17 protein-coding genes and 1 tRNA gene are annotated in these 20341 nt (G+C 68.4%); 9 read left to right on the forward strand and 9 right to left on the reverse strand.

The window, feature by feature from the left end:
- The first annotated feature begins 2 nt into the window (after positions 1 to 2).
- The 4 genes from FHQ07_RS12700 to FHQ07_RS12715 all read left to right on the forward strand — a co-directional run bounded on the left by FHQ07_RS12700 (position 3) and on the right by FHQ07_RS12715 (position 2017).
- The gene (locus FHQ07_RS12700) at positions 3 to 320 is read left to right on the forward strand and encodes an integration host factor subunit alpha (RefSeq protein ID WP_139717241.1); all 318 of its coding nucleotides are present in this window, start codon (positions 3 to 5) and stop codon (positions 318 to 320) included.
- Positions 313 to 669: a MerR family transcriptional regulator gene (locus FHQ07_RS12705; RefSeq protein ID WP_139717243.1), complete on the forward strand. Its 357-nt coding sequence runs from the start codon at positions 313 to 315 to the stop codon at positions 667 to 669. The genes FHQ07_RS12700 and FHQ07_RS12705 overlap by 8 nt, the downstream gene beginning before the upstream one ends.
- Positions 670 to 768: 99 nt before the next feature.
- Positions 769 to 845: transfer RNA gene (locus FHQ07_RS12710), tRNA-Pro, on the forward strand.
- A 131-nt stretch (positions 846 to 976) separates the two neighbouring features.
- The gene (locus FHQ07_RS12715) at positions 977 to 2017 is read left to right on the forward strand and encodes a TraB/GumN family protein (RefSeq protein WP_168191560.1); all 1041 of its coding nucleotides are present in this window, start codon (positions 977 to 979) and stop codon (positions 2015 to 2017) included.
- Positions 2018 to 2032: 15 nt separating this feature from the next.
- Here the strand turns inward: FHQ07_RS12715 and dxs are convergent, their stop codons facing one another.
- The 7 genes from dxs to FHQ07_RS12750 form a co-directional block, all read right to left on the reverse strand.
- Entirely contained in the window at positions 2033 to 3940 is a 1908-nt protein-coding gene (gene dxs, locus FHQ07_RS12720; RefSeq protein ID WP_139717247.1) for a 1-deoxy-D-xylulose-5-phosphate synthase, read from the reverse strand.
- A gap of 123 nt (positions 3941 to 4063) precedes the next feature.
- Positions 4064 to 6139, reverse strand: coding sequence for a M13 family metallopeptidase (locus tag FHQ07_RS12725; RefSeq protein WP_139718086.1), 2076 nt, complete (start codon positions 6137 to 6139; stop codon positions 4064 to 4066).
- A 159-nt stretch (positions 6140 to 6298) separates the two neighbouring features.
- Positions 6299 to 7693 (reverse strand): M16 family metallopeptidase, encoded by a 1395-nt coding sequence (locus FHQ07_RS12730; RefSeq protein WP_139717249.1) that lies wholly within the window; start codon positions 7691 to 7693, stop codon positions 6299 to 6301.
- Positions 7690 to 9066, reverse strand: a complete 1377-nt coding sequence (locus tag FHQ07_RS12735) for a M16 family metallopeptidase (protein ID WP_139717250.1) — start codon at positions 9064 to 9066, stop codon at positions 7690 to 7692. Before FHQ07_RS12735 ends, FHQ07_RS12730 begins: the two co-directional genes overlap by 4 nt.
- 101 nt (positions 9067 to 9167) lie before the next feature.
- A complete protein-coding gene (locus FHQ07_RS12740; protein WP_139717252.1) occupies positions 9168 to 9590 on the reverse strand; it encodes a DoxX family protein in 423 nt (140 codons plus the stop codon).
- Positions 9587 to 10087 (reverse strand): DoxX family protein, encoded by a 501-nt coding sequence (locus FHQ07_RS12745; RefSeq protein ID WP_139717254.1) that lies wholly within the window; start codon positions 10085 to 10087, stop codon positions 9587 to 9589. The genes FHQ07_RS12740 and FHQ07_RS12745 overlap by 4 nt, the downstream gene beginning before the upstream one ends.
- A gap of 4 nt (positions 10088 to 10091) precedes the next feature.
- Entirely contained in the window at positions 10092 to 13166 is a 3075-nt protein-coding gene (locus FHQ07_RS12750) for a TonB-dependent receptor (RefSeq protein WP_168191561.1), read from the reverse strand.
- Between the two features lie 159 nt (positions 13167 to 13325).
- Between FHQ07_RS12750 and FHQ07_RS12755 the strand changes: the two genes are divergently transcribed.
- Genes FHQ07_RS12755 through FHQ07_RS12770 form a run of 4 tightly spaced genes read left to right on the forward strand, consistent with a single transcriptional unit; the run spans position 13326 to position 17105 of the window.
- A complete protein-coding gene (locus FHQ07_RS12755) occupies positions 13326 to 14489 on the forward strand; it encodes a sensor histidine kinase (protein WP_139717258.1) in 1164 nt (387 codons plus the stop codon).
- Positions 14486 to 15244: a LytR/AlgR family response regulator transcription factor gene (locus tag FHQ07_RS12760; protein ID WP_139717260.1), complete on the forward strand. Its 759-nt coding sequence runs from the start codon at positions 14486 to 14488 to the stop codon at positions 15242 to 15244. Before FHQ07_RS12755 ends, FHQ07_RS12760 begins: the two co-directional genes overlap by 4 nt.
- A gap of 58 nt (positions 15245 to 15302) precedes the next feature.
- A complete protein-coding gene (locus FHQ07_RS12765; RefSeq protein WP_139717262.1) occupies positions 15303 to 16676 on the forward strand; it encodes an MBL fold metallo-hydrolase RNA specificity domain-containing protein in 1374 nt (457 codons plus the stop codon).
- Between the two features lie 9 nt (positions 16677 to 16685).
- Positions 16686 to 17105, forward strand: a complete 420-nt coding sequence (locus FHQ07_RS12770; RefSeq protein WP_139717263.1) for a DUF1801 domain-containing protein — start codon at positions 16686 to 16688, stop codon at positions 17103 to 17105.
- Between the two features lie 3 nt (positions 17106 to 17108).
- Here the strand turns inward: FHQ07_RS12770 and FHQ07_RS12775 are convergent, their stop codons facing one another.
- Complete coding sequence (locus FHQ07_RS12775) at positions 17109 to 18287, reverse strand: low temperature requirement protein A (protein ID WP_206202323.1); 1179 nt, start codon at positions 18285 to 18287, stop codon at positions 17109 to 17111.
- Positions 18288 to 18289: 2 nt separating this feature from the next.
- Entirely contained in the window at positions 18290 to 18676 is a 387-nt protein-coding gene (locus tag FHQ07_RS12780) for a hypothetical protein (RefSeq protein ID WP_168191562.1), read from the reverse strand.
- A 309-nt stretch (positions 18677 to 18985) separates the two neighbouring features.
- Between FHQ07_RS12780 and FHQ07_RS12785 the strand changes: the two genes are divergently transcribed.
- The gene (locus FHQ07_RS12785) at positions 18986 to 20317 is read left to right on the forward strand and encodes a DEAD/DEAH box helicase (protein WP_139717267.1); all 1332 of its coding nucleotides are present in this window, start codon (positions 18986 to 18988) and stop codon (positions 20315 to 20317) included.
- Positions 20318 to 20341: the final 24 nt, after the last annotated feature.

Below are 20341 nucleotides of genomic sequence, written 5' to 3' on the forward strand. Positions count from 1 at the left end.
CAATGGCGTTGACCAAGGCGGAAATGGCGGAACGTCTGTATGAGGACGTGGGCCTGAACAAGCGCGAGGCGAAGGAATTCGTCGACGCATTCTTCGATGCATTGCGCGAGGCGCTGGAGCAGGGGCGGCAGGTCAAGCTGTCCGGCTTCGGCAATTTCGACCTGCGCCGCAAGAACCAGCGGCCCGGCCGCAACCCGAAGACCGGCCAGGAGATCCCGATCTCCGCGCGCACCGTGGTCACCTTCCGCCCCGGGCAGAAGCTGAAGGAACGCGTGGAAGCCTACTCGGGCTTGAACAGCGCGGGAGCCGCCCATGCTTGACCCGGGCAGCAACCGCGAACTGCCGCCGATCCCGGCCAAGCGCTACTTCACCATCGGCGAGGTCAGCGAGCTGTGCGACGTCAAGCCGCACGTGCTGCGCTACTGGGAAACCGAATTCCCGAGCCTCGAGCCGGCCAAGCGCCGCGGCAACCGCCGCTACTACCAGCGCCACGACGTGCTGATGGTGCGCCAGATCCGCAGCCTGCTGTACGAGCAGGGCTATACCATCGGCGGCGCGCGCCTGCGCCTGGAGGGCGAGGGCGCCAAGCAGGAATCCGCGCTCAGCAACCAGATCGCCAAGCAGGTGCGGATGGAGCTGGAAGAAGTCCTGCAGCTGCTGCGGCGCTAAACAGCCCGCATATCAGTGCCCTCGGTGCGCGGCGGCGCGTTGTGAGAGATATGGCCGGCGAATTTGTTCACGGCGCGGTACAATGCGCGTTCGCGAAGTCGGGGCGTAGCGCAGCCTGGTAGCGCATCTGCCTGGGGGGCAGAGGGTCGTCGGTTCGAATCCGGCCGTCCCGACCAATTCGCGGAACGCATCGAACGCCCGGCATCGCCCGGGCGTTTTGCTATCTGCGATTCATCGGGCGGTTGAACTTCGACGCATGCGCTCGGTCACACTGCGCCGCGAACGGGCGATCGAAGGAGCGACACGAATGCGGATGACGATGCTGGCGGCGGCGCTGGGTTCGATGATTGCGCTGCCGCTGCACGCGCAGCAGGCGAACATGCAATCCGCCGATGCGAACTTGCCTGCGCAACCTTTGCCCGCTGACGGCATACGCACCGCGGCCACGGTCGTGGTCACCGGCGAACAGCCCGGCCCGGGCCTGTGGCTGGTGCGCAACGGCAGCCACGATCTGTGGATCCTGGGCACGCTTAACCCGTTGCCGGCCGGCATGCAGTGGCAGTCGAAGCAGGTCGAGCAGGTCATCGCCAATGCACAGGAAGTGATCAAGATGCGGGGTGTGTCGCTCAAGGCGGACGTTGGCTTCTTCAAGAGCCTGATGTTGTTGCCGTCGCTGCTGGGCGCGCGCAAGAACCCGGACGGCAAGAGCTTGCAGCAGGTGGTCTCGCCGCAGTCGTATGCGCGCTGGAAGGCGCTGAAGGCGCGCTACATCGGCAGCGACGGTGGCGTCGAGAAATGGCGTCCGCTGTTCGCGGCGCAGGAGCTGTACCAGGAAGCGATGAAGAAGTCGGGCCTCGACAACTCCAAGTCGGTGTGGCCGGTGGTCAACGAGGCGATCGAGACCCACCATCCGAACGTGACGGTGGTGAAGGAGGAGATCGTGATCAAGGATCCGAAGCCATTGCTCAAGGAATGGTCGAAGACCACGCTCGACGACATCGCCTGCTTCGACAACACCATGACCCGCATCGAGACCGACCTCGATGCGATGCGCGCGCGCGCCAACGCTTGGGCCACCGGCGACATGGCGGCACTGCAATCGCTGCCGCCGGCCTACCAGTGGGAGGCCTGCAGCAGCGCGATCACCGAGGCCGGCATCGGCAAGCGGCTCGGCTTCGGCGACGCGAACCAGAAAGTGCGGGCCAAGTGGATGGACGCGGCTGATGCGGCGCTCAACAAGAATGCAGTGACCTTCGCCACGCTCGACATGAAGGACCTGCTGGGTGCGAACGGGTTCCTGGCCAAGCTCAAGGCCAAGGGCTACACGGTGCTGGCGCCGGACGAATAAGCCCGGCGTTTTCGTTCAGGCGCTGCGCACCGCACTGGCCGGTTGCGCGAGCTGCGGCCACCGCGCGAGGATCGATGCGCGGATGCCGGCGGCATCCAGTCCGGCTTCCGCCAGCAGGTCCTCGCGGCTGGCATGGTGCTGGAACTCGTCGGGCAGGCCCAGGTGCAGGATCGGCATGACGATGCCTTCGGCCGCCAGCAGTTCCGCCACGCCGCTGCCGGCGCCGCCGGCGACCACGTTGTCTTCCAGCGTCGCGAATCCTTCGTGGCTCTTCGCGAGTTCGAGGATCAGGGCGCGATCCAGCGGCTTCACGAAGCGCATGTTGACCACGCTCAGGCCGAGTTCCTCGCCGACCTGCTGCGCCGCCGGCACGATCGCGCCGAAGGCGAGCAGGGCGATGCGCGCACCGCGCTGGCGTACTTCTGCCTTGCCGATCGGCAGCGCGTCGAGCGATTGCGATACCGCCACGCCGGGGCCGCTGCCGCGCGGATAGCGCACCGCGGCCGGGCCCGCGTATTCGAAGCCGGTGGACAGCATCTGCCGGCATTCGTTCTCGTCGGCCGGCGCCATCACGACCATGTTCGGCACGCAGCGCAGGAAGCTGAGGTCGAGGTTGCCGGCATGGGTGGCGCCATCCGGGCCGACCACGCCGCCGCGGTCGATGGCGAACAGCACGTCCAGCTTCTGGATGGCGACGTCGTGCACCAGCTGGTCGTAGCCGCGCTGCAGGAAGGTCGAGTAGATCGCGACCACCGGCTTGGCGCCTTCGCAGGCCATGCCGGCGGCCAGGGTGACCGCGTGCTGCTCGGCGATGGCGACGTCGAAATAGCGGTCCGGGTATTCCTTGCTGAAACGCACCAGGCCGGAACCTTCGCGCATCGCCGGGGTGATGCCCAGCAGCTTCGGATCGGCCGCGGCCATGTCGCACAGCCAGTCGCCGAACACGTCGGTATAGGTCGGCTTCTTCGCGCCGGCCTTCGCCACCACGCCCTTTTCGGGATCGAACGGGCTGACCGCGTGGTAGCCGATCTGGTCGCCCTCGGCCAGTTCGTAGCCCTTGCCCTTGGTGGTGATCACGTGCAGCAGCTGCGGACCCTTCAGGCCTTGCAGGGTCTTCAGCACGCCCAGCAGGGCGTCCACGTCGTGGCCGTCGATCGGGCCGGTGTAGTGGAAGCCCATTTCCTCGAACAGGGTGGACGGCACGAACATGCCCTTCCAGTGTTCCTCCCAGCGCCGCACGAAGCGCGCAGGGCCGCTGCTGCGCTTGTCGCCCAGCAGTTTCTTGCCGCCTTCGCGCAACGCGTTCAGGGTCTTGCTGCCGGTCATGCGGCCTAGCATCTTGGTCAGGCCGCCGACCGCCTCGCTGATCGACATGCGGTTGTCGTTGAGGATGACCAGCAGGTTGGGCTCGTCCTCCATGCCGCCGGCGTGGCCGAGCGCTTCCCAGGCCATGCCCGCGGTCATCGCGCCGTCGCCGATCACCGCGACCACTTTCCGATCATTGCCGGCGCGTGCGTTGGCGATCGCCATGCCCAGCGCGGCGGAAATCGACGTCGACGAATGGCCGACGCCGAAAGTGTCGTATTCGGATTCCTCGCGCTTCGGGAACGGCGCCACGCCGTCCTTCTGCTTGACCGTGTGGATGTCGTCGCGGCGGCCGGTGAGGATCTTGTGCGGGTAGCACTGGTGGCCGACGTCCCAGACGATGCGGTCGTCCGGGGTGTCGTACAGGTAATGCAGGACCGTGGTCAGTTCCACCACGCCCAAGCCGGCGCCGAAATGCCCGCCGGACTTGCCCACCGATTCGATCAGGTAGGCGCGCAGCTCGTCGGCGGCGGCGCGCAGGTCGGATTCGGGAAGCTGGCGCAGGTCGGCCGGGCTGTCGATTTTCGACAGCAGGGGGTAGCGGGTGGCGTCGATCATCCGCGTATTGTCGCGCCGTCGCGGTGAGGCGGCAATGAAGCGCAACCCGGAAAGAAGAAGGCCCGGACATGCCGGGCCTTCGAACTGGCGCGCCGCAGGGGCGGCGGCATCGTCAGCGGTGAATCACCAGATCACGACCTGCTTGTCGCCGTCGCGGACCATGGCGTCGCCGGCCTTGCAGCCGAACGCCGCGGCGAACGCCGGCATGTTGGACGGCGCGCCGATCGCGCGGAACTCGCTCAGGGCGTGCTCGTCGGTCTGCAGGCGGTTGTCCAGTTCTTCCGGGGTGAAGTTGCGGCGCCATACCGTGGCCCAGCCGTAGAAGAAGCGCTGGTCGCGGGTCATGCCGTCGATCTTCGGGTCCGGCTGGCCGGCGGTGGCCTTGATCATCGCGTCGTAGGCGGCATTCAGGCCGCCCAGGTCGGCGATGTTCTCGCCCAGGGTGTGGTTGCCGTTGAGGTGCTTGCCGTTGGACGCCTTGTAGCCGTCGAACTGCGCGACCAGCTTGCCGGTGCGGGCCTTGAAGCCTTCGGCGTCGGCCGGGGTCCACCAGTTCTCGAACTTGCCGGTCGGGCCGAAACGGCTGCCCTGGTCGTCGTAGCCGTGGGTCATCTCGTGGCCGATCACCGCCACGATGCCGCCGTAGTTGATCGGGTCGTCGGCCTTCGGGTCGAAGAACGGCGGCTGCAGGATCGCCGCGGGGAAGGTGATCTGGTTGGCCAGCGGGTTGTAGTTCGCGTTGACCGTCTGCGGGCGCATGCTCCATTCGGTCTTGTCCACCGGCTGGCCGATCTTGCCGATGTCCCACTGGTAGTTGAACTTGCGCGCGGCCAGCACGTTGCCGATGTAGCTGTCGCGGCTGGTGGACAGGCCGTCCCAGCTGCGCCACTTGTCCGGATAGCCCACCCGCGGCTGGAACGCCGACCACTTCTCCAGCGCCTTCTTCTTGGTGTCCGCGCTCATCCACGCGAGGTTCTCGATGCGGCCCTTCAGCGCCTCGCCGAGGTTCTTGATCAGCGCCTGCATCTTGGCCTTCGACTCGGCCGGGAACGCCACCTTCACGTACATCTGGCCGAGCGCCTCGCCGACCTGGCGGTCGACCGTGCCGAGCACGCGCTTGCCGCGCTCGCGCAGTTCCTTCTGGCCGCCCAGGGTCTTGCCGTAGAACTCGTAGTTGGCCTGCACGTAGTCGTCGGACAGGTAGGGCGCGGCGTCGTCGATCAGGTGGAAGCGCAGGTAGCTCTTCCACTGCGCGGCCGGCACCTCGGCCAGCATCTTGCTGACTTCGGCATGGTAGGCCGGGATCGACAGCGAGAACATCGCCGGCACGGCGACGCCCTGCGACTCGAACAGCTTGGTGAAGGGGAAGTTCGGCGAGAGCTTGTCGGCATCGGCCGGGCTGACCGGGTTGTAGTACAGGCCGACGTCGCGCGACATCTCCTCGCTCGACTTGCTGACCTTGGCCAGGCGGGTCTCGAACGCCAGCACGTCCTTGGCCTGGCTGGCGGCATCGGCGGCCGGCACGCCGGACAGTTCCAGCAGCTTGGCGATGTAGGCGACGTAGGCGTCGCGGATCTTCTGGTACTCGGCCTTGCTGTAGTACGGCGTGTCCGGCAGGCCCAGGCCGCCCTGGCCGGTGGCGGCGATGTTGATGTCGGAATTCTTGAAGTCCGGCATCGAGCCGATGCCGATCAGATAGCCATTGCCCTGCTTGGCGGACGCGCGCAGGAACTCGGCGATGGCGGGGCCGTCGGCCAGGGCGTCGATCTTCGCCAGTTCCGGCTTCAGCGGTTCGATGCCCTGCGCATTGATCTTGGCCGCGTCCATGCCGGTCGCCCAGAAATCGCCGACGATCTTGTCGACGCCGCTGCCGCCGGCCTTGGCCGCGGCCTGGTCGGCCAGCTGGCGCTGCACGGCGAGCGAACGCTCGGCCAGCATCTCGAACGCGCCCCAGCTGCTGCGGTCGCCCGGGATCGGGTTCGCCGCCACCCACTTGCCGTTGACGTAGCCATTGAGGTCGCTGCAGGCGCTCTTGCCGGGATCGAGGTCGCTGGCCTGGAAGCGGTTCACCGGCGGCAGCTTGGATTCGTCCAGCGTGTACGCCGGGGCTTCGGCCTTGGCGGTGTCGCCGGCGTCGGCGTTCCCGGCCGGTTTCTGGCAGGCGGCCAGCGCGGCGGTGATGGACAGGGACAGCAGCAGGATCTTGGGTGTTTTCACGGACAGCGGCTCCGGCGATGCGGACGGGAAAGGGAATGCGATGCGGCTGGCGCAACGTCGCCGGACTGTAGCCGCTGGCGGCTGGGCCAGCGGGTGCCACAGGTCATGCCGGCCGAATCCGGCAAGTCCGGTCAAGCCCGTTCAGGGCGTGAAGCGCGGATCGGTCAGCTTCATCTCGGTCAGCGGGCCGTAGGTCTGCATCGCCTCGCGGATCTTCGATGCATCGCCGATGGCGACGATCGCCAGGTCCTTGCTGCCCGGGAATACCGTGCCTGCCGCGGCGATCTGTTGCGGCGTCGCCGCGGCGATGCGCCCGAGGTAGCCGTCGATCGCGTCGCGGGTGTCGCCGTACAGGCTCATCTCGACCAGCTGCGCGGCGAGCTGCGGCGCGGTTTCCAGGTCCGGCGCGAACTGGCCGGCGACGTAGTGCTTGGCCGATTCGATCGTCGCCGCGTCCAGCCCGTCCTTGTGCAGGCGGTCGAGGGTGGCGATGGCGAGGTCGATCGCCTGCTTGGTCGATTCGGTCTTGGTGAAACTGCTGATCGCCGAGGCGCCGGGCTGGCGCGGACGTTCGATGCGCGAACTGGCGCCATAGCTCAGGCCGGACTTGATCCGCAGTTCGGTGTTGAGCATCGAGGTGAAGCGCCCGCCGAACGCGGTCTGCACCAGGTCCTGCGCGGCTTCCGCCGGATCGCCGTGCTTGCTGCCGATGTTGGCCAGCGCGAAGTAGGTCTGGGTCGCGCCCGGCTTGTCCACCAGCAGCACGCGACGGCCGCTTTCGCGCGGCTTGGCCTCGACCTGCGGCAACGCGCCGCTCGCCTTCGCCCAGCCACCGAACGCCTGCCGTACCTGCGCAGTGACGGCCTTCGGGTCGAAATCGCCGGCGATGGCGATGACCAGGCGGTCGCCGCCCATCTGCTGTTGGCGGAACGCCTGCAGGTCGGCCAGCGAAATGTTGGCGAGGCTGGTTTCGTCGCCGCCGGTTGGGCGCCCGTACGGGTGGCCGCGGAACAGCCATGCGCCGGAATAGATGCCGATCAGCTGGCGCGGGTCGGAGTCCTTGGCGTTGGCGATGCCGTCGATCGCGCGCTTGCGCAGCTTGTCGAACTCGGCCTGTTCCATCTTCGGCCGCAGCAGCGCATCGGCCAGCAACGACAGCATCAGCCCGCTGTCCTTGGACAGGAACTGCGCATTGGCGACGATCGCCTCGCGCGAGCTGCCGAAGCCGATGTTGCCGCCGGCACCGTCCACGGTCTGCGCGAACTGCAACGCGTTGCGTGAGCCCGCGCCCTTCGAGAGCATTTCCCCGAGCAGGTCGGCGGTGCCTTCCTTGCCGGCGGCATCCGCCAGCGCGCCGCCGCGCACGGCGATGTTGGCGGCGACCAGCGGCACGTCCTTGCGCGGCATCAGCAGCACGGTGGCGCCGTTGTCGAGCGCCAGCGTCTGGTACTGCGGCAGCTTGATGTCGCCGGCATGCGCGGCGTTGAACGCGAACGCCGCGAGCAGCGCGATCGAAACAATGCGGAAGATCTTCATTGCGCGCCCTCCTTGTTGTCGGCGCTGGGCGCGGTGGCGACCGGTTTCAGCAGGCCGGTGGTGCGGTTCTGGATGCGCAGGATCTTTTTCGCCAACGCCTGCACGTCGGCGGCGGCGACGGCGTCGTACGCGGCGGGCGCATCGAACAATTTGCGGTAGTCGCCCTGGAATACCTCGTAGGTGCCGAGTGCGCGCGCCTTGCCGTTGATCGTGGCCATACCGCGCCAGAACGAGGAGGCCTTGAGGTTGCGCGCCTTCGCCAGTTCCTCGGCGGTCACGCCATCGCGCGCGATCCTGGCCAGTTCGTCGTCGAGCAGCGTTTCCACCTTCGCCATGTCGCCGCCCGGCGGCAGCATCGCGTACACGGTGAGCAGGCCGGGATCGAAGCCCTGGTCGGTGAACGCGCCGGCCTGTACCGCGGCCTGTTCCTTCTCGACCAGGCGCTGGTGCAGGCGCGAGGAATCGCCCTGCGACAGGACCGTGGTCAGCAGTTCCAGCGTCGGGTAGTCCTTGCTGCCGGCGCCGAGCCCGCTGTGGAAGGCGTAGGCGACGATCGGCGATTGCGCGTCGGCGCGTTCGACCACGATCCGGCGCTCGCCCTGCTGCTCGGGTTCGATGGTGGTGATCGGCGCTGGTTCCGGCTGCTTCTGCAGCGGCGCCAGGTACTTGTCGGCCAGCGCGAACACCTGCGCGGGATCGACGTCGCCGGCGATCACCAGCACCGCGTTGTTCGGCGCGTAGTAGGTCTTGAAGAACTTCTTCAGGTCCTCGAGCTTCCAGTGCTCGATGTCGCTGGGCCAGCCGATGGTCGGGAACTGGTAGGGATGCGCGGTGAACGCGGTCGCCTGCAGTTGCTCCAGCAGGGTGCCGAAGTTGTCGTTGTCCACGCTGGAGCGGCGCTCGCTGTAGACCACGCCGCGTTCGCTCTCGATCACCTTCGGGTCGAAGGAGAGGTTGGCCATGCGGTCGCCCTCGAGATCGAAGATCGTCTGCAGCGCGCTGCTCGGGAACCAGTCGGTGTAGATGGTGAGGTCGTTGCTGGTGCTGGCGTTGTTGCTGCCGCCGGCGGCTTCCATGGTGCGGTCGAACTCGCCCGGCGCGCGCCTGGTGGTGCCGTTGAACATCATGTGCTCGAAGTAGTGCGCGAGCCCGGTGATGCCGGGATATTCGTTGCGGCTGCCGACCTTGTAGAAGGTGTAGTAGTTGGCGTTGGGGATGTCGTGGTCGGGCCAGACGATGATCTTCAGGCCGTTCGCCAGGGTCTTGCTGACGATGGCCTCGCTGCCTTGCACCTTCGCGGCGGGCGTGGCCGCGGACGCGGCGACGGAACTCAGGCCCAGCGCGAGCGCGCAGGCCAGGGACAAAAGACGCATGGGGATCCCCTGGATGACGAACCCCGGCACCATGCCCGAACCCGCCGCGGCCGGCACCTGCCGGAAGTCGTGGCGGAGCCGTCGCCGCTCGGTGGGATGCTTCAGCGCGGAGGCAACGCCCGCCACAGCGGCGCCCGGACGCGCAGTGCGAGCACGGCGAGGCTGCCGATCAGCAGCACGCTGTATTCCATGCCGTTGCGGCCGGCGCCGACCACGAACCAGCCTTCGGGGGCGTGCACCAGCACGATGCCCATGCTGTAGACCGCCATGAACAACGCGGCGAACGGGCGCACGCACAGGCCCAGCGCCAGGCAGGCCGAGCCGAGGATTTCGGCGCAGGTGACGCCCCATGCCACCACGTAGGGCAGCGGCACGCCTTCGCCCGCCAGCCATTCGCCGAACACCGGGCTGCCGTCGTGCAGCAGGCGGTACCAGCCGTGTACGCCGATCAGCAGCGCGACCAGCAGGCGGAAGCCGAACAGCGGCCAGTCGTTCGCAGGTTGCCGCGCTTCGGAACTGTTCATGCGGGACTCCCGGGGTTGTGGTCCTGTCGGCGGGCGGCGTCGTGCGCGGCGAGCACCAGCAGCATCGCCAGCAGGGCCACGCTGTATTCGCTGCCGCCGGTGCCGTGCTCGCCGACGAACCAGCCGTTGTGGCGATGGATCAACCAAATGCCGACCGCGACGATCACCGCCAGTCCGCTGGCCGCCCAGCGCACGCCGCGGTCGAGCAGCAGCAGGCTGCCGGCGCCGAGTTCGTAGCAGGTGATCGCCAGTACCCAGAGTTCGCCGTGCGGGAACCCGCGCGATTCCATGAACTGCGCGAACTGCGGGATGCTGCCGTAGACGAAGCGCATCGACGCATGCGCCATGAACAGCAGCGCGGTGACGATGCGCAGCAGGCGCAGGGCATCGTCCAGCGGCCACCACGGGTAGCCGCGCAGCCGGGCCGGCAGGAACGGTGCGCCGCGGGCCGATTCCGTTCGGCCGCGCGACGCGGGGAGGGGTACCTGTGCGTCCATGCGCCTAGAACGCGTACTGCAGCATCAGTCGCACCGAGCGCGGTGCCTGGAAGCCGGTGGGGATCCCGTACACGGTGTCGAACAGCGAACTGCCCTGGGCGGTTTCGCCGGTTTCGACCACGCTGGTCACCGTGCGCGAATCGAACACGTTGAACACGTCCAGCTTGAAGGTCAGGCGGCCATCGGCGAAGGCCGGCTTCCAGGCCACGTTGAGGTCGAGCTGGCGTTGCCAGGGCGTGCGCCCGGCGCTGCCGCGCGGGACGATTTGAGTGCCGTTGTCGAGCACGCCGTCGCCGTCGGCATCGGTGCCCGGCGCATCGCTGCAGGAGAAATACGAGGCGCCGTAGTGCAACGGATCGCTGCCGTACACGCCGAAGCAGTTGATCGGTCGCCCGGATTGCACCAGCAGGTTGCCGCCGACCGACCACTGGTCGTTGAGTTCGTAGTTGCCGAACACTTTCAGGGTGTGCTTGCGGTCGTTCGGCAGCGGGCCGTTGGCGCCCAGCATCAGCTCGCGGTAGTCGAAATCCTGGGTGGTGCCGGTATCGGCCTGGCCGATGTCGGACTTCACCCCGCCCTCGGTATTGCCGGTGCTGCGCGCCCAGGTGTACGAGCCCTGCAGGAACAGCTTGTCCCAATGGCCCTCGAAGAAGAATTCGGCCGCCGAATAGCTGCGCTTGGCCTTCGGCCCGAGGGTGGCGGCGTCGATGGTCACCTTTTCCAGCGTTCCGTTGCCGTCGATGTCGATGTTGAAGATGCCGTCGCTGCCCGGGTTGTACAGGTGGCAGAAGGTGAAGCCGGGGTTGATGAAGGCGATCTCCTTCGGCACCGTGCTGTCGCCCGGCGCCTCGAACGGATCGCCGTCGGGGTCGACGTAGCCGTTGTCCAGCGCCCAGTCGTAGATCGCGCGCTCGTCGCAGTTGTCGTCGATGGCGCGGCGCAGGTCGCGGAACACGGTGCGCAGGCCGAGCGACCAGTGGTCCCCGATCTGCTTCTGGAAGCCCAGGATGTATTCGTCCTGGTACATCGGTTGCAGGTTGTCGGAGGCGATCGTGCGCGGATCCTTGTTCGCGCCGAACTCGTTGTTGAGGTAGGTGACCGGGGTGAACGGGGTCGCGCCGGTCGGTGCGCCGGTGGCGGGATCGACGCCATCGTAGAAGAACAGCTGCTGGCTGAAGATCGAGGCGCTGGCGCCGCGGATGGCGACGGTGGCGGTCAGCGGCAGCGCGTAGCGGCCGGCGTTGCCGAACACCTTCAGGCTGGAATCGCCGTTGACGTCCCAGGCGAAGCCCAGGCGCGGGCCGAGCTGGTTGTCGATCGAGACGTAGGACTGGCCGTTGCCGTTCTTGTTCTCGAAGCTGTCCCAGCGCAGGCCGGCGTAGGCGAGGAAATTCGGGGTGACCTGCCAGCTGTCCTCGATGTAGAAGGCGCGCTGGTCCACGTCGACGGTGGCGCCGTTCTTGAACACCACGTTGACCACGAAATCGATGTCGTCGTCGTTCAGCGGCACGCCGTCGGGGTCGATGGTGGCGTAGTTCCACACCTGGCCGCCCTCGACCGCGCCGCCGGCGACCGAGGTGAAGCGGTCGGCGTCGTAGCCGAAGCGCAGCTGGTGGTCGCCGAGCTGCCATTCGGCATCGACGCGGAACTGCCTGCGGGTGTCGCCGGCGTCCGGGCGGCCGAGGGTGCCGCCGATGAAGTCGCAGCCGTGGATCGCGGCCGTCACCCCGAGCAGGGTGGAATTGCGCTGGTCGACGACGACCGGGCAGCCCGTGTCGGGCGCATGGATGTCGCCCGACCATTCCTGGCGGATGCCGTTGGCGGCGATGCCGTAGATGCTGCGCGAGAACTTGCCGTAGCCGTACAGCGCGGACAGGGTGAAATCGTCGCCGAAGTAGCCGGTGTATTTCAGCGCGTGGCTGGTGCCGCCCTGTTCGGTATGCACGGTGCCGAGCACGCCGGTGCGGTCGAGCGCGCCTTCGCCATTGGTGTGCACGGTCTGGGTGGCGCGCGCCACGTCGGAGAAGCTGGTCAGTTCCAGCAGGTGGTCCTGCGCGATGTTCCAGTCCATCTTCAGCAGCCACGTCGGCGATCGCGTGCGCGTGCGGGTGTTGACGCCGGCGTTGACGTCGCCCCAGGCGTCGGCCTGGTTGCGCGCGAACTGCACCAGGCCATAGGCGAACAGGCGGTCCTTGACCAGCGCGCCGCCGGCCCACAGCGCGATGCTGGATTGCTCGCCCTGGTCCTTCGAGTTGTCCTCCAGCAGGTCGCCGTTGTCGAGGTGGATGTCCGGGGTTTTCCCCGCCAGCGACGACGGCGTCCAGTAGATCGCGCCGCCGGCGGAGAATTCGTTGGTGCCGCGGCGGGTGATCAGGTTGACCACGCCGCCGGTGGAGCGGCCGAACTCCGCGCCGTAGCCGCCGGTCTTGACCTGCTGCTCGGCGATCGCCTCGAACGGGATCTGCGCGAAGGCGAGGTTGTTGAACGCGTTGGTGATGTTGAAGCCGTTGACGTAGTAGGCGTTCTCCGCCACCGAGGAGCCGCCGAACGAGGCGAGGTTGCCGAACGCGGCATCGCCGCGCACCGTGCCCGGCGCGAGCAGGGCGACGCTGGTGGCGTCGCGCGCGACCGGGATGGCGGCGAGCTGGCGCGCGCTGAGGATGGTGGTGGACTCCACCGACGACACGTCGACCGGATTGACGGCGTCAGCGCGCACCGTCACGGCATCCAGCGTGGTCGTGTCGCCGGTGGAGAAGTCGATCTGGGTGCCGGTGCCCACGCTGACCGCCACCCGTTCGCGCACCTGGCTGCTGCCGTCGGCGCGGCGCAGGGTCACGGTGTAGCTGCCTGAAGGGGTCTGCGGCGCGCGGAAGCCGCCGTCCGCGCCGACCGCGATCTCGCGGCGGAAGCCGGTGGCGGCGTTCTCGATCACCACCGTGTCGCCCTGCGATGCGCGGCCGTAGATCGCGCCGGCGGTATTGCTCTGCGCCGGTGCGAGCCCGGCGAAACCCAGGCCGATGGCCAGGGCCAGGCAGAGGGCGGTGCGCTTGCAAGGATTGGTGCGCTGAGATGCGTGCATGTGGATGTCCCCGGGTTTGCGGAATTGCAACGATTGCGGGGCGTGAAGCTGTCCGCGGGGACTGGCCGCGGCAAGCGTCCGGGGACGAAATGCACGCCGCTGGCCGCGAACGCCACCGGCTGCGTTGCGGGTGGCCGGGCGCGCGGGTAGCGTGTCGGCATGGAATGCGCAGACCAGATCCCGCAATCGACGCAACCGACCGCATTGCGCCGGCGCTGGGTGCTGTGGCTGGTGATGCTGGTCGGCTGGACCGCCTATGGGCTGCTGTATGCCTACCAGTCGGTCGAATGGCATCTCGAATCGGGCGAAGCCTACTCGTGGCAGGACGAACTGCGCACCAATCTGGTCGGCATGTGGGGCTGGATACCGCTCGCCATGTTCCTGTTCTGGATGGTGGAGCGCCACCCGATCCGGCGCGGGCAGATCCTGCGCGCTTGCTCGATCCTGATGCTGGCGGCGATGGCCGTCGTGTTCGTGCGCTCGTGCTTCATCTACGGGTTGGATCCGTGGGTCCGCTGGTACAAGACGCCGCCGTCGTTCTGGCGCGACGTGATGCCGACCAGCCTGCAGAACAACCTCCTGCTCGGCTGGATCATGATCGGGCTGGCGCACGCGCTGCTGTACTTCGACCGCGCGCATGCGCAGGAGCGGCATGCGGCGGAACTGCAGGCGCAACTGGCGCAGGCGCGGCTGGACGCGATCTCCGCCCAGCTCAACCCGCATTTCCTGTTCAACGCGCTGAACTCGATCGCCGAACTGGTGCACCACGACGCCGCGCGCGCCGACCGCATGCTGGTCGGCCTGTCCGCGCTGCTGCGGCGCAGCCTCGACACGTCGCGCCTGCAATGGGTCAGCCTGCGCGAGGAACTGGAACTGCTGGCGCAATACCTCGACATCGAGAAGGTGCGCCTGGGCGAACGCATGCAGGTGCATTGGCACGTCGCCGAGGACTGCCTCGACGAAGCAGTGCCGCCGCTGCTGCTGCAGCCGCTGGTGGAGAACGCGGTGGTGCACGCCATCGCCCGCCGCATCCGGCCGGGCAGCGTGCGCATCGGCGCCGCCCTGGTGTCCGGCATGCTGTGGCTGGACGTGGAGGACGACGGCGCCGAAGGCCTGCCCGATGCCGAGGGCAACGGGATCGGCCTTTCGAACACGCGCGCGCGCCTGCAGGCGCTGTATGGCGACGCCGCCGCGCTGGCGATCGAGGAAACCGAGCGCGGCGGCACGCGGGTGGGCCTGCGCCTGCCGCGCGCGCATGGCGCCGGCGCGGCCGTGCGCGAAGCGCCCGCTGCGATCCGCTTCGACGGGGTGCCGGCGCGATGAGCGCCTTGCGGGTGGTGGTCGCCGACGACGAGCCGCTGGCGCGCCTGCGCCTGCGCCGCCTGCTGGCGGCGATGCCGGACATCGAGGTGGTGGCCGAATGCGCCAGCGGCATCGAGGTGATGCAGTTGCTGCCGGACTGCCCCTGCGACCTGCTGCTGCTCGACATCCAGATGCCGGGCGCGGACGGGTTCCAGGCGCTGGAACACGTGGTCGCGCGGCCGCGCGCGGTGGTGTTCGTGACCGCCTACGCGGAACACGCGGTGCGCGCGTTCGATGTGCAGGCGCTGGACTACCTGCTCAAGCCGATTTCCGCCGAACGCCTGCAACAGGCGATCGAGCGCGTGCAACGCGCGCTGGCGGGCGATGCGCCGGTGACGGCATCGGCGCCGATCCGGCGCCGGCTGGCGCTGCCGATCGGCCGGCGCATGCAGATGGTGGAACTGGACGAGCTGGATTGCGCGCTGGCGCAGGCGAACTACGTCGAGTTGAAGGTGGGCATGCGCAGCTTCGTGCTGCGCGAGACCATCAGCGGCTTCCATGCGCGGCTCGATCCGCAACGCTTCCTGCGCATCCACCGCTCGGCGATCGTGCGCATCGACGCGATCCGCGAAGTCGAGCCGCTGGCCTCCGGCCGCTACCGCGTCAGCCTGCACGGCGGGCAACGCCTGGTGTCCGGGCGCAGCTACCGCGACGCGCTGCGCGCCGCGCTCGGATTGCTGGCGGAACCGCCGCTGCAGGAACGCGCAAGCGCCTGAGTGATCGGCCGCACGCGGGACTGCGGTACCCTGCGCTGGGTTTCCGAGGGAGCGGGCGATGCGAGTGCATTTCCACGGCGCGGCGGGCGAAGTCACCGGTTCCATGCACCTGGTCGAAGCGGCGGGCAAGCGCGTGCTGCTGGATTGCGGCATGTCGCAGGGCAGCCGGGAAATGGAAGCGGCCAACGCCGACCCGTTCCCGTTCGATGTCGCCTCCATCGACGCGCTTGTGATCAGCCATGCGCACATCGACCACATCGGCCGGGTGCCGCTGCTGGTCAAGCGCGGCTTCCGTGGCCCGATCTTCGCCCAGCGCGCCACCGCCGACCTCATGCCGATCATGCTGATGGACTCGGCATCGCTGGCGGAAAGCGAGGCGGAGCGCTTCAACCGCAGGCGCGCGCACGGCGAAGCGGAAATGCAGCCGCTGTACACCAGGGAGGATGTCGCCGACGCGATGGCGCAGGTGCGCGCGCTGCCCTACGACAAGCGCGAGACGATCCTCGGCGGCGTCGACGCCGCGTTCCGCGATGCCGGGCACATCCTCGGCTCCAGCATCGTCGAGCTGTGGGCGGACGGCCGGAAACTGGTGTTCTCCGGCGACCTCGGCCCGAAGGGCACGCCGATCCTGCGCGACCCGACCCCGATCCGCGAGGCCGACCTCGTCCTGATGGAATCGACCTACGGCGACCGCAACCACAAGGAGCGCGCGGAGACCATCGCCGAGCTCGGGCAGATCCTCGATGACGCCTGGCGCGACGGCGGCAACGTGCTGATCCCGGCGTTCGCGGTGGGGCGTTCGCAGGAACTGCTGTACTGGTTCGCCAGGCACTGGGACGAGTGGAAGCTGTCGCGCTGGACCATCTTCATCGACAGCCCGATGGCGGGCAAGGTGGTGGAGGTCTACGGCCGCCACCACGAATTGTTCGACGAGGATGCGCGGCGCGTGTGGGCGGAGCGGCCGAATCCGTTCAAGCTGCCCAACCTGCGGGTCACCGCCGATGTCGAGGAATCGATGGCGATCAACCGCATCGAGCGCGGCGCCATCGTCATCGCCGGCAGCGGCATGGCCAGCGGCGGCCGGATCCTGCACCACCTCCGCTACAACCTCGGACGCCGCGGCGCGCACGTGGTCTTCGTCGGCTACCAGGGCGTGGGCACGCTCGGCCGGCGCCTGGTCGACGGCGCCAGGTGGGTGCGCATCCACGGCAAGGATTACCGCGTCAACGCAGCGGTGCATACCGTCGGCGGCTTGTCCGCGCATGCCGACCAGCGCGGCCTGCTCGACTGGTTCGGCCATTTCGAGCCGAAGCCGCGGCTGGCGCTGGTGCATGGCGAGGACAAGGCGCGCGAGGCGCTGGCCGGCGAGATCGGCGAGCGCGACGGCATCGAGGTGGTGCTGGCGCGGCCGGGCATGGCCCTGCAGGCCTGAGGACGCGCGATGGGCGAACTGAAGACGCGGCCGACCACGGCATCGGTATCGGGCTTCCTGGCGCAGCAGGCCGACGCGCGCCGCGCGGATTGCGAGGCGGTGCTGCGGATGATGGAAGCCGCCACCGGCGAGCGCGCGGAGATGTGGGGCGCGGCCATCGTCGGCTTCGGGCGCTTTGCCTACGTCGACAGCGCGAAGAAGACGCGCGAATGGCCGCTGGTCGGCTTCTCGCCGCGCAAGAACGACCTGACGCTGTACCTCATGCCGGGCTTCGACGGCTGCGCCGAGTCGCTGGCGAAGCTGGGCAGGCACAAGACCGGCAAGAGCTGCCTGTACCTGAAGCGGCTCGCCGACGTCGATGCCGGCGTGCTGCGGGAGTTGATCGAACGCTCGGTGCAGGCGATGGCGCCGCAGCGGATCCGGCGCTGAACGCTAGGCCTTGCCCCGCTGCAGCGAAAACCATTCCCACAGCGCCACCAGCATCAGGGTGGCGGTGGTCAGCCAGCCCAGCGCCAAGGCGCTGAACGCGTGGCCGAACGCCGGTACCGAGAGCGCGGCCAGCACGGCAAGGCCGACCATGTGCGAGAACGGCGGCAAGCGGCGCTGGTTGGTCACCCATTTGAACAGCGCATTGCCCAGCAGGTACAGGAACGGCCCGCCCAGGATCGCCGCGATCCCGGCATTCTCGGCGTGTTCGGGATGCACCAGCACCAGTTCGTCGGCGACGGCGCAGACGACGATGCCGGCGATGATCGGGATGTGCAGGTAGGTGTAGGCGAGCCGGGCGACGCGGCCGCGGTCCGCGGCGTGTTCGAAGTGCTGGACGGCGCGCTCGGAACCGGAATCGAAATAGATCCACCACATCGCCACCGTGCCGAGGAACGCGGCCAGGAAGCCGAGCACGCTGGGCTGGTTCCAGGGCAGGTTGGCGAAGGTGGCGCCGGTGATCAGCAGCGATTCGCCCAGGGCGATGATCACGAACAGGCCGCAGCGTTCGCCCATGTGCTGGGGATCGACGTCCCAGTCGGCGGTGGACGATGCGCCCAGTCCGGGCAGCCGGAAGTAGGCGATCGGGCCGAGGAATTCGATGGCGATCGCCAGCGCCCACCACGCCAGCCGGGTCTGCGGATCGGCCAGGCCGCCCACGATCCAGAGCACGCCGGAGGCCAGCAGCCAGAGGCTGATCCGGATGAAATTGCGCCCATGCCCGGTGCGCGGGCCGAACGCGCGGATCATGTAGAGGGAACGCAGCAGGTGCTGCGCCACGTAGGCCAGCGCGAACACCAGGCCGCGCTCGGCGAAGGCGTGCGGCAAGGCCGCCGACATCAGCAACCCCAGCAGCATCAAGGCGAACAGCAGCTGGCGGACCGCGGTGGACGCGGGATTCAACCAGTTCGTGCACCAGGTGGTGTACATCCACAGCCACCAGGCACCGACGAAGAGCACGCCGACCTGCAACGCGCCCAGTGGCGTGAGGCGTTCCAGCAACCCGTGCGAGAGCTGGGTGATCGCGAACACGAACACCAGGTCGTAGAACAGTTCGACCATGCCGACATGGCTGCGGTGCGCGCCGGCCGCGCGCAGCACCGGCGCCCCGGACCCGAAGCGCATGCTCAGCGCCTCTTGCCGCCGCCGGCTACCGTGGCGAGCAGGAGCAGGCCGCCGACGAAACCGATGTTCTTCATGAAGTGCAGCAGTTGCGCGCCCTGCTCGGCGCCTTGCAGCAGCCAGAACCTGTGCGACAGCGCCGCGTCGACCAGCATCAGCAGGGCGGCCAGCAAGGCCATCGCGCGCAGCCGCCAGCCGGCGGCGATCAGCAGGCCCAGCAGGAATTCGACCGCGCTGAAGGCGAGGGTGGCGTTCGCGGTCGGCACCCCGTGCAGGGCGCCCCACAGGCGGTAGCCGCCCATCACGATGAACACGCTGGCCATCAGCCACTGGGCAAGGCGGATTTCGGGTTTCATGTCGTCGCCATCCGGGAACCGTGCGAAGAGTGTCATGCGGGCCAAGGCAACGGAAGAGCCTGAACGGCCGCCAGCGGCCGCTGTTGCAACGCAGCAAACAAGCCGGTTTTCGCGTATCATCCGCCCCGTTCTGCGCACGGCTGATCTCCCCGGTTCCATCACGGGGCGCGTTTTTCCTGATCAAGCCGGCCGCTCACGCGGCTTTCTTCCCGTACGCCTTTCGTCGCGCAGACACGGCCCGGATCACCGGCGTCGTGCCATCTGTCGACTCGTAGCGCGGTTCTAACAGGAACGCTCGGGTTCGCCCACGCCTTGCGCGCGGGTTGCAATAAACCGGAGTTCCACATGACGTTCGAAACCCTTGGCCTCGCGCCCGCCTTGCTGCGCGCGCTGGCCGACAACAACTACAACACCCCCACCCCGATCCAGGCCGAGGCGATCCCGCTGGTGCTGGCCGGCCACGACGTGCTGGGCGGCGCCCAGACCGGTACCGGCAAGACCGCGGCGTTCGCGCTGCCGGTGCTGAACCACCTGTCCAAGCTCACCCCGCCGGCCGGCCCGCGCAAGCCGCGCGCGCTGGTGCTGGTGCCGACCCGCGAACTCGCGGTGCAGGTCGCCGACAGCTTCAAGACCTACGGCCGCCACCTCAAGCTCAACGTCACCACCCTGTTCGGCGGGGTCGGCATGCAGCCGCAGATCGAGCAGCTGCGCCGCGGCGTGGACGTGCTGGTGGCCTGCCCGGGCCGCCTGATCGACCATCTGGATCGCGGCAGCGTGAAGCTGGATGCCGTGGAGGTGCTGATCCTGGACGAAGCCGACCGCATGCTCGACATGGGCTTCCTGCCGGCGATCAAGCGCGTCCTCAACCGCCTGCCGAAGCAGCGCCAGACCCTGCTGTTCTCGGCGACCTTCGAGGCGCAGATCAAGGCGCTGGCGCTGGAGTTCATGCACAACCCGCAGCAGGTGCAGGTGGCGGCGCAGAACACCATCGCCCAGACCATCGCCCACCGCGCGCACCCGGTCGACGGCTCGCGCAAGCGCGACCTGCTGATCCAGATCCTGTCGCAGCGCCACACCGACCAGGTGCTGGTGTTCGGCAAGACCAAGCACGGCTGCAACCGCCTGGCCGAACAGCTGGAGGAAGCGGGCCTGCCGTCGGTCGCGATCCACGGCAACAAGAGCCAGGCCGCGCGGCAGAAGGCGCTGAAGGACTTCAAGTCCGGCAAGGCGCGGATCCTGGTCGCCACCGACGTCGCCGCGCGCGGCCTCGACATCCCCGACCTGCCGCTGGTGATCAACCACGACCTGCCGATGGTCGCCGAGGACTACGTGCACCGCATCGGCCGCACCGGCCGCAATGGCGCGACCGGCGAGGCGCTGTCGCTGGTGTCGCCGGAGGAAGGCGGGCTGCTGCGGCAGATCCAGCGCCTGCTGAAGGTCGACCTGGTGATGGACGTGGTGCCCGGCTTCGCGCCGAGCAAGCCGATCCGCCTCGACACGCCGATCCCGAAGAACGGCGGTGGCGGCGGCCAGCGTCCGCCGAGCCGGCCGGCCTCGCGGCCGCATGCGCGCCCCGCCGCGCGCCCGACCACCCATGCGGGGCCGAAGCAGCACCGCAGCGGCGGCCAGGCCGCCTATGCCGGCAAGCGCAACGCCCCGCGCGGCACCCGCGCCTGATCGGTAGCGTCGTCCGTGATGCGA

Origin of the sequence: Thermomonas aquatica (assembly GCF_006337105.1) — a bacterium.
Classification (GTDB): domain Bacteria; phylum Pseudomonadota; class Gammaproteobacteria; order Xanthomonadales; family Xanthomonadaceae; genus Thermomonas; species Thermomonas aquatica.